We start from the raw sequence: 14,730 nt of genomic DNA on the forward strand, positions 1-14,730 counted from the left end.
CATGACCTTCACCGACGTCCACATGTCCCCCCGGCTGCTCGCCCCCGGCGGCGCCCCGGCCGACTTCACCACACACGAGAAGCGCTACGGCCCCGTCCCGTACGGCGACCCCGCCGGCCTGCTGCGAGAGGTCGCCGAATCGGGCCTCACCGGTCGCGGGGGAGCGGCGTTCCCGGTCTACCGCAAGCTGCTGTCGGTGGCCGAGGCGGGCCGGCGCACGGGCCGTACGCCGGTCGTCGTGGCCAACGGCGCCGAGGGCGAGCCCGCGAGTCGCAAGGACCGGACGCTGCTGCGCCTGTCACCCCATCTCGCCCTGGACGGACTGCAGTTGGCCGCCGCCGCGGTCGGCGCGGTGGAAGCCCAGCTGGCGGTGGAGGACGGCGCGTCCTACCTGGAGTCGGCCCTCGCCGAGCGGCACGACCCCCTGCCCGTCCGAGTCGTACGGCTCCCCAAACGGTTCCTGTCCGGCGAGTCTCGGCCCTCGTCCGGTACGTCTCGTCCGGCGTCGCCCTGCCCACGTACCAGAGCCCGCCGGTACGCGAACGCGGCGTCCACCGGGCCCCGACCCTGGTCCAGAACGTCGAGACCCTGTCCCACCTCGCCCTGATCGCCCGCTACGGCGCCGACTGGTTCCGCTCCGCCGGCACCCCTGCCCAGCCCGGCAGCGCCCTGTGCACGGTGCATGTGCCGGGACGCGAACCCCGGGTCCTGGAGGCCCCGTTCGGGATGCCGCTGCACCGGCTGCTGCCCCTCGACGGCATGTCGGCCGTCCTGCTCGGCGGCTACCACGGCACCTGGATCCCGGCCGCCGAGGCGGCCCGACTCACCCTGGACTCGGCGCACTTGGGTGCGGGAGTCCTCGCCGCCCTCCCCGCGGACCGCTGCGGCCTCGCGGAAACCGCCCGAGTGCTGCGCTACCTGGCCCTGCAGTCGGCCGGCCAGTGCGGCCCCTGCCTCAACGGCCTGCCCCGCATCGCCGCCGCCTTCGCCACCCTGGCGACCGCCGGGCCCCAGGGCAGCACCCGCACCGACGTGGGCCGCTGGGCCGGCCTGGTGGAGGGCCGCGGCGCCTGCCACCACCCCGACGGCACGGTCCGCCTGGTCCGCAGCGCCCTGACCACCTTCACCGGCGAACTCGACGCCCACGCAAGCGGCTTCTGCACCGCGACCGACCGCACGCCTGTGCTGCCCGTACCCCAGGAGACCTGAGATGGACCAGCGCATCGCCATCGACTGGACGTCCTGCGAGGGCCACGGTTTGTGCGCGGAACTGCTCCCCGACCACATCACCTTGGACGAGTGGGGCTACCCGCTCCTGGATAGCGCTCCAGTCCCGCCCCGCACGGTGAAACGGGCCCGCAGGGCGGCGGCAGACTGTCCGGTCCTAGCTCTCAAGCTGAGGGTGGCTGGAGCGCCCTGAAGGGGCGCGGGGAACTGCGCGACAAGCCCCCACTCACCCGCAGACAGAAAACAACCCCTCAAAGCCACCCGGCAAATTCCAGCAACAACTCAGCATCCTTCGGCCGCCCAACCCTCAGCGCCCGCACCCCCGACTCCACGGCCCGGAACAACGTCCACCCCCGAAGCCGCTCCTGATCCACCTCCAACGACTCCGCAAGCCGCTTCACCCGCCGCCGCGTCGTCGCCGCCCCCGAAGGCGAGGCAATCAGATCCTCCACCCGATCCCGCACCAGCCGCGCCAGATCGAACGCACACTCCCCGACCACCGGATCCGGCCCCACCGCCAGCCACGGCATCCGTTCCCCGGCCAGCACCTTGCTCTGCCGAAACGTCCCGTGCAGCAACCGCCGCTCGGGCGGCGCGGCCAACAACTCCTCCCGGGAGGCGAGCGCGGCATCGACCAGCGCCGCCACCTCGGCCTCCGCCGACGCGGTCGCCCGCATCGCCTCGGCCTGCCGCCCCGTTCGCTCCTCCACGGTCTCGAAGCGGTGCTCGCCAGGCGGCTCCACCCACAGCCGCCGCAACGTCCCCGCCGCCTCCAGCAGCGCCTTCGCCTCCGGCAGCGACCGCACCGACACATCCGGGTGAAGCCGCTCCAGCAACAGCACCCCCACGACAGGGGGCTCATCGAGCAGTTGTACGGCGCCCATGCCGCCCCAGTGCGCCAGTGCCGCCCGCTCGCTCTCCGGACGGGCCCGGGGCGGGGCCAGTTTCAGCACGGCGGGGGTGCCGTCAGGGCGCCGGACCAGCACGACCAGGCTGCTGCGCCCGCCGGGCACCTGCACCCGCTCAACGGTCAACTCGCGTAGCGCGACGGCTTGGTGGGCCGCCTCCGGCAGCTTCTCCAACCAGTCGTCACCGTCCGGTGCCGTCTCACCGAGCGCCCTGACCAGACGCTGCGGCGGTTCGAAAGCCATGCGCGAGTCGTTCCCTTCCGGTACTCCCGTTACGTGTCACGCGGTCGGCGTCGCCGACGCGGTGCCCGCCCGCTCGGCGAGCCCAGGGAAGGCTACGCTCTCGCCCCGCCACCGCACCGCCCGCACCGCGGCCTCCCGCAGCGCCTCGGCGGCCGTACCCCGCAGCTCACCCTCGGCTGCCCGCACCAGGTCGGAGTACACCCCGGCCACCCGGTCCTCCAGTTCGGCGGCGAGCCGCACGGCCGCGGCCGAGTCCGGCACCGGGAACGGCAGCGCGTACGCGGCGCTCGCGGCGGCCGGTTCGGCGCCCAGGTCGCGCACCTCGCGCGCCAGCGCGTCCCGCCGCGCCCGGTGCGCGTCGTACGCCGCGCGCGCCTCGGCGCGCCGTCCCTCGCGGATCCGGCCGCCGACGACGCCGTATCCGTACACCGCCGCGTGCTCGGCGGCGAGCGCCGCCTGGAGCGCCCTCAGCCGCTGCTTCTTCGCCTCGCTCACTTGGCCCCCTCCGTCAGCAGATACGCGTGCGCCGCCCCGGCCGCGGCCACCGAGGCCAGCAGCCGCGCCAGCTCGCCCGGCACGTCCAGCAGCGCCTTGGCCCGCCGGTCCGCGAGCGACCGCTCGGTGGCGGCGAGGTCAGCGAGGGCCTCCTTCTCGTCGACGGGCACGGCGGACGACGGCGAACCGGAAGGTGCCGGTGACGCGGAAGGTGACGCACTGTCCGAGGCCTTACGGCCACCGCCTCCGAACGCCTCCACATGCCGTACGGCCTCCGCCCGCAACGGCCCCGCCAGCTCCGCCAGCGCCGGATGGGCGGCGAGCACCGCGTCGTAGCGCTCGACGAGCCCCTCGCTGTCCCGTGCCGCACGCGCGCGTGCCCGCTCGGTGACCGAGGGGCTCCCGCTCGTGCCGCCGTCGGAGTCCTCGGCCCCGGAGCAGCCGACCAGCAGGGCGGCCCCGGCGGCGGAGGCGAGCAGGGTTCTTCTGCGCGGCCCCGAGGGGAAACGCGGCGGCGAGGGGTACGGCACGGCAGTCGTCCTCGGGGAACTCGTAACGGAGCAGCTGCGAGAGCGGCTCCGAAGGCAGCTACGGAATCAGCGGGCCGCAGGCCCGTGATCACCGTACCCGCGCGACCGGACGGCACCACTCATCGGCATCTCATCGGCACTGTCCGCGCGCAGGTGGACGGCAACAGTCCTTGCGACCGGATACCCTTTGACCAGACACGCGACCCATCCCACAACAGCACACGCGGCCGAGGAGTCACCCGGATGAGCACCACCCAGAGCGAGAGGCTGCGAGAACTGCTGGAACCGCTCGTCAGCTCCCAGGGCCTGGATCTCGAAGAGATCGCGGTGGACTCGGTCGGACGCAAGCGAGTGCTGCGCGTCGTCGTCGACTCCGACACCGGGGCGGACCTGGACCAGATCGCCGATGTGAGCCGTGTGCTCTCGGCGAAGCTCGACGAGACGGACGCGATGGGCGAGGGCGAGTACACCCTCGAGGTCGGCACCCCCGGCGCGGAGCGCCCCCTGACGGAACACCGGCACTACGTGCGTGCCGTCGACCGGCTGGTGAAGTTCCAACTGGCCGAGGGCGGCGAGCTGGTGGCCCGGATCCTGAAGGTCGACGACGACGGACTCGACCTCGAAGTGCCCGGAGTGAAGGGCCGCAAGGCCACCTCCCGCAGACTCGGCTTCCCGGAGATCGACAAGGCGCGCGTGCAGGTCGAGTTCAACCGCAAGGACAGCAAAGACAGCAAGGACGAGAAGGAAGAGGAGGCGTAGCCGTGGACATCGACATGAGTGCCCTGCGGGGCTTGGTACGGGAGAAGGAGATCTCCTTCCCCCTGCTGGTCGAGGCGATCGAGTCGGCCCTCCTCATCGCCTACCACCGCACCGAGGGAAGCCGCCGCCACGCGCGCGTGGAGCTGAACCGGGAGACCGGCCATGTGACCGTGTGGGCGAAGGAGGATCCCGAGGATCTGGAGGAGGGCCAGGAGGCCCGCGAGTTCGACGACACCCCGTCCGGCTTCGGCCGTATCGCCGCCACCACCGCCAAGCAGGTCATCCTGCAGCGGCTGCGCGACGCCGAGGACGACGCGACGCTCGGCGAGTACGCGGGGCGTGAGGGCGACATCGTCACCGGCGTGGTCCAGCAGGGCCGCGACCCGAAGAACGTGCTCGTGGACATCGGCAAGCTGGAGGCCATCCTGCCGGTGCAGGAGCAGGTGCCCGGCGAGACCTATCCGCACGGGATGCGGCTTCGGTCGTACGTCGTACGGGTGGCGAAGGGCGTCCGCGGTCCTTCCGTGACCCTCTCGCGCACGCACCCCAATCTGGTGAAGAAGCTCTTCGCCCTGGAGGTGCCGGAGATCGCCGACGGCTCCGTCGAGATCGCCGCCATCGCCCGCGAGGCCGGCCACCGCACCAAGATCGCCGTACGGTCCACCCGCAGCGGGCTGAACGCCAAGGGCGCCTGCATCGGCCCCATGGGCGGCCGTGTGCGCAATGTCATGGGCGAGCTGAACGGCGAGAAGATCGACATCGTCGACTGGTCGGACGACCCGGCCGAGATGGTGGCGAACGCGCTGTCGCCGGCCCGGGTCTCCAAGGTGGAGGTCGTGGACATGGCGGCCCGCTCGGCCCGCGTGACCGTGCCCGACTACCAGTTGTCGCTGGCGATCGGGAAGGAAGGGCAGAATGCCCGACTTGCCGCCCGGCTCACTGGCTGGCGGATCGACATCCGTCCGGACACCGAGCAGTCCGGGGAATAGATCCAAGCCGCAGGTCGCTTAGATCACGTCAGGTTACTGCGCGACAACTGTTCGGATCCTGCCCCGAAGGGGTGAGGTCGGTGCGGGGAGGTAGACTTAAGAGTGTCTGGCCGGACACGCGTCCGCGCATGCCCTGAACGCACCTGTGTGGGGTGCCGGGAGCGAGCGGCCAAGGCTGATCTGCTGCGCATCGTGGCGATCAAGGACGAGTGCGTCCCTGATCCTCGCGGTACGCTGCCCGGCCGGGGTGCGTATGTACACCCCGCACTGGTCTGTCTCGACCAGGCGGTACGCCGCCGGGCGTTCACGCGGGCGTTTCGCGCCCCGGGAGCGCTCGACACAAAGGCGTTGCGCCAGTACGTCGAGCAGACAACAGTTGCTGAGCAGGCAACACCGTAAGAAGCGTCGTGCGGAACCCCCGTGCGGCCCAGGTACCCCGCGAGTTGGAAGTAGGTCGAGATTGCGATGAGCACTCGATGAGCACGCGATGAGTACGCCCATGAAGTAGCGACGGTCCGGCCGCAACCCGGACCTAAAAGGAGCGAAGTGGCTAAGGTCCGGGTATACGAACTCGCCAAGGAGTTCGGGGTTGAGAGCAAGGTCGTCATGGCCAAGCTCCAGGAACTCGGTGAATTCGTCCGTTCGGCGTCTTCGACTATCGAAGCGCCCGTCGTCCGTAAGCTGACGGACGCCCTCCAGCAGGGCAGCGGAGGCGGCAAGCCCGCCCCCGCACGCAAGGCTGCCCCGGCCAAGCCGGCAGCCCCCTCTCCCGCGCAGGCTGCCCGTCCGGCGGCCCCGCGCCCGCCGGCCCCCAAGCCGGCCGCCGCCGAGAAGCCCGCGGCTCCCGCCGCGCCGGCCGCTCCCGGCCCCCGTCCCACTCCGGGCCCGAAGCCCGCGCCGCGGCCTGCCCCGGCGTCCCCGGCTCCGACCACGCCCGAGTTCACGGCGCCCCCGTCGGCTCCCGCCGCGCCGGCCGCCTCTCAGGGCCAGGGCTCCGGCCCGCGCCCGGGTGCCCCGCGTCCGGCCGGCCAGGCCCCGCGTCCCGGCGCTCCGCGTCCGGGTGGTCCCGGGCAGGGTGGCCAGGGCCGTGGTGACCGCGGCGACCGTCCCGGCGCTCCGCGTCAGGGTGGCGGCGCTCCGCGTCCCGGTGCCCGTCCGGCCGGTCCCCGTCCGGGCAACAACCCGTTCACCTCTGGTGGCTCCACCGGCATGGCGCGCCCGCAGGCGCCCCGTCCGGGCGGTGCCCCGCGTCCCGGCGGCCCGGGTGGCGCCGGTGCTCCCGGCGGCGCTCCGCGTCCGCAGGGCCAGGGCGGTCCCCGTCCCCAGGGTGCGGCGGGCGGTCCCCGTCCGCAGGCTCCGGGCGGCGCCCGTCCGACCCCGGGCGGCATGCCCCGTCCGCAGGGTGGCGGTCCTCGTCCCGGCGGCGGCCCCGGCGGCCCGCGTCCCAACCCCGGCATGATGCCGCAGCGTCCTGCTGCCGGCCCGCGTCCCGGCGGCGGTGGCCCCGGTGGCCGTGGTCCCGGTGGCGGCGGTCGTCCCGGTGGTGGCGGCGGCGGTCGTCCGGGCGGCGGCGGCTTCGCCGGTCGTCCCGGTGGCGGCGGTGGCGGTTTCGCCGGTCGTCCCGGTGGTCCCGGTGGCGGTGGCGGCGGTTTCGCCGGCCGTCCGGGTGGTCCCGGCGGTGGCGGCGGTGGCCGTCCCGGCTTCGGCGGTCGTCCCGGTGGTCCCGGTGGCCGTGGTGGCACGCAGGGTGCCTTCGGCCGTCCCGGTGGTCCCGCGCGTCGTGGCCGCAAGTCGAAGCGGCAGAGGCGCCAGGAGTACGAGGCCATGCAGGCCCCGTCGGTCGGCGGCGTGATGCTGCCTCGCGGCAACGGCGAGTCCATTCGCCTGTCGCGCGGTGCGTCGCTCACCGACTTCGCCGAGAAGATCAACGCCAACCCGGCGTCGCTCGTCGCGGTCATGATGAACCTCGGCGAGATGGTCACGGCCACGCAGTCCGTCTCCGACGAGACGCTGCAGCTCCTCGCCGACGAGATGAACTACACGGTTCAGATCGTCAGCCCCGAGGAGGAGGACCGCGAGCTGCTCGAGTCCTTCGACATCGAGTTCGGCGAGGACGAGGGCGACGAGGAGGACCTGGTGGTCCGTCCGCCGGTCGTCACCGTCATGGGTCACGTCGACCACGGTAAGACCCGACTGCTCGACGCCATCCGCAAGACGAACGTCATCGCGGGCGAGGCCGGCGGCATCACCCAGCACATCGGTGCCTACCAGGTCTCGACCCAGGTCAACGACGAGGACCGCGCGATCACCTTCATCGACACCCCGGGTCACGAGGCGTTCACCGCCATGCGTGCCCGTGGTGCCCGGTCGACGGACATCGCGATCCTGGTCGTCGCGGCCAACGACGGCGTCATGCCGCAGACGGTCGAGGCGCTCAACCACGCCAAGGCCGCCGAGGTCCCGATCGTCGTCGCGGTCAACAAGATCGACGTCGAGGGTGCCGACCCGACCAAGGTGCGCGGTCAGCTGACCGAGTACGGCCTGGTGGCCGAGGAGTACGGCGGCGACACCATGTTCGTCGACATCTCCGCCAAGCAGGGTCTGCACATCGACTCCCTGCTGGAGGCCGTGATCCTCACGGCCGACGCCTCGCTCGACCTGCGGGCCAACCCGAACCAGGACGCGCAGGGCATCTCGATCGAGTCCCGCCTCGACCGCGGCCGCGGTGCCGTGGCGACGGTCCTCGTCCAGCGAGGCACGCTGCGGGTCGGCGACACGATGGTCGTGGGCGACGCCTACGGCCGTGTGCGCGCCATGCTCGACGACAACGGCAACAACGTCGCCGAGGCGGGCCCGTCGACGCCGGTCCAGGTCCTGGGTCTGACCAACGTCCCGGGTGCGGGCGACAACTTCCTGGTGGTGGACGAGGACCGTACGGCCCGTCAGATCGCCGAGAAGCGTGCCGCCCGTGAGCGCAACGCGGCCTTCGCGAAGCGCACGCGCCGCGTGTCGCTCGAGGACCTGGACAAGGTGCTCAAGGCCGGCGAGGTCCAGCAGCTGAACCTGATCATCAAGGGTGACGCTTCCGGTTCCGTCGAGGCCCTCGAGTCCTCGCTGCTCCAGCTGGACGTCGGCGAAGAGGTCGACATCCGCGTCCTGCACCGCGGCGTCGGTGCGGTCACGGAGTCCGACATCGACCTGGCCATGGGCTCCGACGCCATCGTCATCGGCTTCAACGTCCGGGCAGCCGGCCGTGCGCAGCAGATGGCGGAGCGCGAGGGCGTGGACGTCCGGTACTACTCGGTCATCTACCAGGCGATCGAGGAGATCGAGGCGGCCCTCAAGGGCATGCTCAAGCCGGAGTACGAAGAGGTCGAGCTCGGTACGGCGGAGATCCGCGAGGTCTTCAAGTCGTCCAAGCTGGGCAACATCGCGGGTGTGCTCATCCGCTCCGGCGAGGTCAAGCGCAACACCAAGGCGCGCTTGGTCCGCGACGGCAAGGTCATCGCGGAGAACCTCAACATCGAGGGTCTGCGTCGCTTCAAGGACGACGTCACCGAGATCCGCGAAGGGTTCGAGGGCGGTATCAACCTCGGCAACTTCAACGACATCAAGGTCGACGACGTCATCGCGACGTACGAGATGCGGGAGAAGCCGCGGGCGTAAAGCCGACGGTTCGTGCTGGCCGGCGGGACTTCGGTCCTGTCGGCCAGCGCGCCGTTTGCCGGGGGCTGCCGCCCCCGGCCCTCGCTCCGGCGGCCGAGGTCCACGGAGCGTAATATCCGTCGATCCGCCCGGCCCCTTCGTTGTACGGTTTCTGATGTCCCTGGCCACACGGCCGGCAGGACCATCGATCCCGTACCGGCGGGTGAACCGGCTACACATGTACGTGGGGACGCTGTCCTTCGACCTCCTCCTCGGCGACGTACGGTCGCTGAAGGAGAAGCGCTCCGTCGTCCGCCCGATCGTCGCCGAGCTCCAGCGGAAGTACGCGGTGAGCGCGGCCGAGGTGGACCACATGGACCTCTACCGGCGGGCCGAGATCGGCATCGCCATGGTGTCCGGCGACGCCGGTCACCTCACCGACGTACTGGACCGGTGCGAACGGCTGGTCGCCGGGCGTCCCGAAGTGGAACTGCTGTCGGTACGGCGGCGCTTCCACGGTGAGCACGACGACTGACGACCAACAGCCAAGAACGTAGAAGAAGAAAGAACGGGAGACGGACCAGTGGCCGACAACGCGCGGGCGAAAAAGCTGGCGGACCTCATCCGAGAGGTGGTGGCCCAGAAGCTGCAGCGCGGGATCAAGGACCCGCGGCTCGGCTCGCACGTCACCATCACGGACACCCGCGTCACGGGTGACCTGCGGGAGGCGACCGTCTTCTACACGGTGTACGGGGACGACGAGGAGCGCAAGGCCGCGGCCGCCGGACTGGAGAGCGCCAAGGGCGTGCTCCGCTCGGCCGTCGGGGCGGCCGCGGGCGTGAAGTTCACGCCGACCCTCACCTTCGTCGCCGACGCCCTGCCGGACACCGCACGCACCATCGAGGACCTCCTCGACAAGGCGCGCCAGTCCGACGAGAAGGTGCGCGAGGTGTCCGCGGGCGCGAAGTACGCCGGTGAGGCGGACCCGTACCGCAAGCCGGGCTCCGAGGACGAGACGGACGGCGACACCGCGGAATGACGCAGAAGCACACCACGCCCGACGGCCTTGTCATCGTCGACAAGCCGTCGGGCTTCACTTCGCACGACGTGGTCGCCAAGATGCGCGGCATCGCGCGCACCCGCCGCGTCGGGCACGCCGGCACCCTCGACCCGATGGCGACGGGCGTCCTCGTCCTCGGCGTCGAGAAGGCGACCAAGCTCCTCGGTCATCTGGCCCTGACCGAGAAGGAGTACCTGGGCACCATCCGCCTGGGCCAGACCACCGTCACCGACGACGCCGAGGGCGAGATCACGGGGTCGGCCGACGCCTCGAAGGTCACCCGCGACGGCATCGACGCCCAGATCGCCAAGCTGACCGGCGACATCATGCAGGTGCCGTCCAAGGTCAGCGCCATCAAGATCGACGGCGTGCGTTCCTACAAGCGGGCCCGGGACGGCGAGGACTTCGACATCCCGGCGCGGCCGGTCACCGTCTCGTCGTTCTCGGTGTACGACGTCCGGGACGCCGTCGCCGACGACGGCACCGCCGTTCTCGACCTGGTCGTGTCGGTGGTCTGCTCCTCCGGCACGTACATCCGTGCCCTCGCCCGTGACCTCGGCGCCGGCCTGGGCGTCGGCGGCCACCTCACGGCGCTGCGCCGCACCCGGGTCGGCCCGTACAAGCTGGACGCGGCCAAGACCCTGGACCAGCTCCAGCAGGAGCTGACCGTGATGCCGATCGCCGAGGCCGCGGCGGCCGCGTTCCCACGCTGGGACGTGGACGCCAGGCGCGCCCGGCTGCTCACGAACGGCGTCCGCCTCGACATGCCCGACGAGTACGCGGGCAGCGGCCCCGTCGCCGTCTTCGACCCCGAGGGCCGCTTCCTGGCGCTCGTGGAGCAGCACAAGGGCAAGGCGAAGAGCCTCGCCATCTTCGGCTGAGGGGCCGGCCGAGGCGTCCCGCCTCCGGCCCCTTCTTCGGACGTCCGCCCGTGGAGCGGCGGCCACGGGGTGGTCCTCTGCCCGCCGCTCCACGGTCCCCCTCGGTTCCCCCACCCCTAGGGTGTATCCAGCGAGCCCCGTCTGTTCACCCGTCCGTGCGGGCGCTCGGAGTGAACCGAGGGAGCGGAAGGGGGCGCGTTCACCGCGCGAGCTGTCCCGCTGATCACGTCGCACCTACCGTCGAAAAAACAGGGCGCGGGCGTATGGGCGTGTGGCCGTACGGCGGGGAGGTGCGACGATGGCGGGACGGGGCCCGCGGGATTGCGCGTGGGGTGCTCACCACCTACGGGACTCATCGGACCCGTGGGACACGCCGGACGGCATCGGCGCCCGCGTCCGTGACGCGGCCCTGGTGCGCATCCACGACCCGGCCGGCCGGCCCCGCGGACTCGGCTTCGTCGCCGACCACCACGGCACGGTCGTCACCAGCCACGAGGCCGTCGACGGCCTGCCCGGTCTGGTCCTGCACTCCGCCGAGGACGACCGCAGCTGTGTGGTGACCGCGAGCGCGGTGACCCCGCTGCCCGCCCTCGACCTGGCGCTCGTACGCACCGAAGGGCTGGGCGTGGACCCGCTGCCGGTGACCGTGCGGGACAGGGTCGGGACCGGGGCGTACGTCCGGATCGCGGCCGGTGGCTGGCGGGAGGCGCGGGTGCTGGGCGCGACGTCCGTGACCTACCAGGCGAAGGACCGCTGCCATCTCCTCGACGGCGCCCTGGAGTTGGCGATCGGCACCGCCGGCCGGGACGCGCTGCGGCTGGGCGGAGGGGCGGCCGGGGGCCCCGTGCTCGACGCCGGGACCGGCGCGGTGGTGGGCGTCCTCGGCACGGCGCTGCGGTCCGGTCGGCGCGACGCCGGGTTCGCCGTGCCGCTGCCGCCTCCCGGCGTGGCCGACGGGCCGCTGGCCGAGCTGCTCGCCGAGAACGCGGCGACGGTGCCGGCGTACGGCGCCGACCTGAATCTGGCGGGCGTACTGGAACTGACGGCCACGTCGGTCGGCCAGAACGGTCCGCCAGGGGTTCCGGCAGGTCGCACCGGCAGTGTGGAGGCCGGGGGAGCGGGGGCGGTGGCCCCGGTCGAACGGGCCTCGGTGGTACGGGAGTTCAACACCTTCACCGAGAGCGGGGCAGCGGTGCTGGGCCTGGTCGGGCCCCCGGGCAGCGGCCGTACGACCGAACTCGCGGCCCTGGCCGCCCGCCGCCACCACGGGTCGGCACCGGCGCCCACCCTGTGGCTGCGCGGCGCCGACCTGAAGGACGACGACACCTCGGTGGCCGATGCCGCGGGCCGGGCTCTGGCCCGAGCGGCCCGCATCGTGGCGGCGTCCGCCCCGGCCGACCCCGCCGCCCTGGGCGACACGACCCCCGAACGCCTGGCCCACCTCTCCCACAGCACCGGCCGCCCCCTTCTGCTCCTCCTGGACGGCCCGGAGGAAATGCCCCCCGTCCTCGCCCACCGCCTCACGGAGTGGACCGAGGGCACGGAGGAGTGGCTGCGGGTGACGGGGGCGCGGCTGGTGGTCGCGTGCAGGGCGGAGTACTGGGAGAGGGCGGGCGCCGAGTTCTCGGAGGAGGTGCTGTACGGCTCCGACGATCGGGCGGTGCACGGCACGACCGGGCGGTTTGCGCCCTGCGTACGGCTCGACGACCTCACCCCCGACGAGGCCCGGCACGCCCGCGCCCGCTACGGCATCCCGGAGGGCGCCCTGGCCGGCCGCGACGCCCGCCATCCCCTCACCCTCCGCCTCCTCTCCGAGGTCCGCGCCGCCCTCCCCGACACCCCGCACCCCCGACTCGACCGCGACGACGTCCTCTGCGCCCACCTCGACCTCATGTGCCTGCGCATCGCCGTCCGCCTCGCCGCCGAGAACGGCCTGCGCGGCACCGCCGTACGCCGCCTCGCCGCCAAGGTCTCCGGCCAGGTGCACGAGGCCGCCCGCCGCAGCCTCGGCCCGGGCCAGGGGGAGCTGGACCGCGCGTCCTTCGAGGCCGTGTTCCCCTGGGGCACCGCCCCCGCGCGGCTCGGCGGCGGCACCGGCTGGGCGTCCGCCGTGCTCACCGAGGGCCTCCTCGTCCCCGCCGGCACCGGCTACCGCTTCGCCCACGAGGAACTCGCCGACTGGATCCACGGCATGCACCTCGACCTCGACGAGGCCCTGCACGCCCTGGTCCACCGCCGCCGCACCGATCCCGACGCCGCCGACCCCGTCCCGGTACCGCACCACCGCATCGGCCCCGTCGTCCAGGCCCTCCTGCTGCTGGCGCGTCACCAGGGCGCCTGCCAACTCGCCCTCCGCCTGAAGGAGTTGACGCACGCGCTGGACGCCGACCCGCACTCCTGGTGGGCCGCCCGGCTCCTCGCCGAAACGCTGCTGCGCGTCCCCGACGCGACGCCGTACCAGGACGTACTGCGCCACCTCACCGACCGGATCGTGGCCTGGAGCCGGCACCACGGCAGCGTGCCCCCCGAACTCGGCCCCGGCTTCTGGACCGCGCTGCCGGTCCCGGACGGCGAGCGCCTCGACCTGCTCCGCCGCCTCGTCCTCGCCGACGGCCCGCCGACCGACCCAGCGCCCCGGCACCCCCGCTACCTCGACGCCGTGGCCCGGCTCCTCGCCGCCGACCCCAGCGCCGTACAGCCCCACCTCACCCGCTGGTTCGACGACGACCGCCCGCTGCCCGCCACGCCCCACGCGACCGTCGGCCGCGCCGCCCAGGCCCTGCTGTACGCACACCGCGACCGCGCGCCGGACGACCTCACGGAGACGCTGGTCGACAGCGCCCACCGCCTGGCCGACGAACTGCTCGCCGTGCTGGCCGAAGAAGCACCGTCCGTCATGTGCCGCGCCGTCGACCGCTGGGCGCACGACGAGAGGCCCGCCCGACGCGTCGCCGCGGTGGCGTACGGGCCGCGCGCCGCGCCCCATGCCCGCACCGAGGCCGACCGCGAGCTCCTGCGCCACGCGGCCCTCGCCCTGCTCGACCGCCCCACCGACCGCTCCCTGCACGGCGGCGCGCTCGCCATGCTCGTGCGTGACCCCCGCACCCGGGCCCGTCATCTCCCGCAAGCGGTACGGCACTTCGCGGCCGGCGACCCGCAGCTGCCGCCCAGCGCCCTGGTCACCGCTCTGGACACGCACCCCGAGCCGGTCCTGGACGCCTTCCGCGCACGCCTGTACCGACCGGACGCCGCGCAGGCGCTGCGCACCCTCGCCGACGTCACCCCGCCCGGCCTCGCCGGCCGGGTCGCCATCCTCGTGGGGGAGGCGGTGCGGCGGCACCCCGAGTCAGCCGAGGACACGGCGGCGTACATCGGTCAGTGCCTCGACCGCGGTCCCGCCGCCCGCGCCGTACTCCTCCCGCTGGTCACCGGCCTGCTGGCCGACGGTCCCGAAGGGGTGCGGGCCGCCCTCGCCGCCGTCCTCGCCGCGCCCGGCACCCCCGCCTCGCGCGGCGTGCGCCGCGAGCTCCTGGACTTCCTGCTGGACCACGAGCGCAGCCCCGCCGTGCTGGACGCCTTCCTGCACGCCTCCGTCCGGCAGAGCGGCGAGCAGGGCGACGGCCACCTCCGCGACCTGGTCCACCACACGGGGGTGCTGCTCGTCCGCACCCCGGACGGCGCGGCCCGCTTCGACCGCGGACTGGTCGACCTCGGCCGCCACGTCCCCGGCTTCGCCGCGCGCATCGCCGGCTGGCTGAACGACACCCCGCAGGAATGGGCGACGGTGGTCGGGCCGAGCACCCGCCGGATGATCGAGAACCTGGCCGGCGTACGAGTTCCCGCATGACCAGCGCCTCGTCACGTGCACCCGGTCACAGCCCCCATGCCGATGCGGGCCCGAGGCGCCCGGCATGGCACCCTTAGACCTGCGTAAGAGCGTCCGAGGCACAGACGGACCCGGGTTCGACGAGTTTGCGACAAGGAGCAGGCACA

General features: G+C 73.1%; 14 protein-coding genes. 11 read left to right on the forward strand and 3 right to left on the reverse strand.

Annotated elements, in window-relative coordinates; translation table 11 throughout:
• Position 1: 1 nt before the first annotated feature.
• From ACIREI_RS35375 to ACIREI_RS35385, 3 genes are all read left to right on the forward strand, one after another.
• Positions 2 to 607: a hypothetical protein gene (locus tag ACIREI_RS35375; RefSeq protein ID WP_403342068.1), complete on the forward strand. Its 606-nt coding sequence runs from the start codon at positions 2 to 4 to the stop codon at positions 605 to 607.
• A gap of 77 nt (positions 608 to 684) precedes the next feature.
• Positions 685 to 1,209 carry an NADH-ubiquinone oxidoreductase-F iron-sulfur binding region domain-containing protein gene (locus ACIREI_RS35380; RefSeq protein WP_403341855.1) on the forward strand — a complete coding sequence of 175 codons (525 nt, stop codon included), beginning with the start codon at positions 685 to 687 and terminating at the stop codon, positions 1,207 to 1,209.
• Between the two features lies 1 nt (position 1,210).
• Positions 1,211 to 1,420: a ferredoxin gene (locus tag ACIREI_RS35385; RefSeq protein WP_403341858.1), complete on the forward strand. Its 210-nt coding sequence runs from the start codon at positions 1,211 to 1,213 to the stop codon at positions 1,418 to 1,420.
• Between the two features lie 58 nt (positions 1,421 to 1,478).
• Here the strand turns inward: ACIREI_RS35385 and ACIREI_RS35390 are convergent, their stop codons facing one another.
• From ACIREI_RS35390 to ACIREI_RS35400, 3 genes are read right to left on the reverse strand one after another with little or no spacing between them, the layout of a single operon-like run.
• Positions 1,479 to 2,378: an aminoglycoside phosphotransferase family protein gene (locus ACIREI_RS35390; RefSeq protein ID WP_403341860.1), complete on the reverse strand. Its 900-nt coding sequence runs from the start codon at positions 2,376 to 2,378 to the stop codon at positions 1,479 to 1,481.
• Between the two features lie 36 nt (positions 2,379 to 2,414).
• Positions 2,415 to 2,873 (reverse strand): ferritin-like domain-containing protein, encoded by a 459-nt coding sequence (locus ACIREI_RS35395; RefSeq protein WP_403341862.1) that lies wholly within the window; start codon positions 2,871 to 2,873, stop codon positions 2,415 to 2,417.
• A complete protein-coding gene (locus ACIREI_RS35400) occupies positions 2,870 to 3,403 on the reverse strand; it encodes a hypothetical protein (protein WP_403341865.1) in 534 nt (177 codons plus the stop codon). The genes ACIREI_RS35395 and ACIREI_RS35400 overlap by 4 nt, the downstream gene beginning before the upstream one ends.
• 243 nt (positions 3,404 to 3,646) lie before the next feature.
• On the opposite strand from ACIREI_RS35400, the gene rimP reads away from it, so the two are divergent.
• The 8 genes from rimP to ACIREI_RS35440 all read left to right on the forward strand — a co-directional run bounded on the left by rimP (position 3,647) and on the right by ACIREI_RS35440 (position 14,584).
• A complete protein-coding gene (gene rimP / locus ACIREI_RS35405) occupies positions 3,647 to 4,162 on the forward strand; it encodes a ribosome maturation factor RimP (protein WP_403341867.1) in 516 nt (171 codons plus the stop codon).
• Positions 4,163 to 4,164: 2 nt separating this feature from the next.
• Positions 4,165 to 5,151 carry a transcription termination factor NusA gene (gene nusA, locus ACIREI_RS35410; RefSeq protein WP_403341870.1) on the forward strand — a complete coding sequence of 329 codons (987 nt, stop codon included), beginning with the start codon at positions 4,165 to 4,167 and terminating at the stop codon, positions 5,149 to 5,151.
• 102 nt (positions 5,152 to 5,253) lie between these two features.
• Entirely contained in the window at positions 5,254 to 5,550 is a 297-nt protein-coding gene (locus ACIREI_RS35415) for a YlxR family protein (RefSeq protein WP_403341873.1), read from the forward strand.
• 147 nt (positions 5,551 to 5,697) lie between these two features.
• On the forward strand, positions 5,698 to 8,817 hold the full coding sequence (infB, locus tag ACIREI_RS35420; protein WP_403341875.1) for a translation initiation factor IF-2: 3,120 nt from the start codon (positions 5,698 to 5,700) through the stop codon (positions 8,815 to 8,817).
• Positions 8,818 to 9,034: 217 nt separating this feature from the next.
• Positions 9,035 to 9,331, forward strand: a complete 297-nt coding sequence (locus ACIREI_RS35425; RefSeq protein ID WP_302003545.1) for a DUF503 domain-containing protein — start codon at positions 9,035 to 9,037, stop codon at positions 9,329 to 9,331.
• 48 nt (positions 9,332 to 9,379) lie between these two features.
• The gene (gene rbfA / locus ACIREI_RS35430) at positions 9,380 to 9,835 is read left to right on the forward strand and encodes a 30S ribosome-binding factor RbfA (RefSeq protein ID WP_403341877.1); all 456 of its coding nucleotides are present in this window, start codon (positions 9,380 to 9,382) and stop codon (positions 9,833 to 9,835) included.
• The gene (truB, locus tag ACIREI_RS35435; protein WP_403341879.1) at positions 9,832 to 10,737 is read left to right on the forward strand and encodes a tRNA pseudouridine(55) synthase TruB; all 906 of its coding nucleotides are present in this window, start codon (positions 9,832 to 9,834) and stop codon (positions 10,735 to 10,737) included. Before rbfA ends, truB begins: the two co-directional genes overlap by 4 nt.
• A 298-nt stretch (positions 10,738 to 11,035) precedes the next feature.
• Positions 11,036 to 14,584 carry a trypsin-like peptidase domain-containing protein gene (locus tag ACIREI_RS35440; RefSeq protein ID WP_403341882.1) on the forward strand — a complete coding sequence of 1,183 codons (3,549 nt, stop codon included), beginning with the start codon at positions 11,036 to 11,038 and terminating at the stop codon, positions 14,582 to 14,584.
• Positions 14,585 to 14,730: the final 146 nt, after the last annotated feature.

This window comes from Streptomyces sp. NPDC093591 (genome assembly GCF_044764885.1).
In the GTDB taxonomy this organism is placed as follows: domain Bacteria; phylum Actinomycetota; class Actinomycetes; order Streptomycetales; family Streptomycetaceae; genus Streptomyces.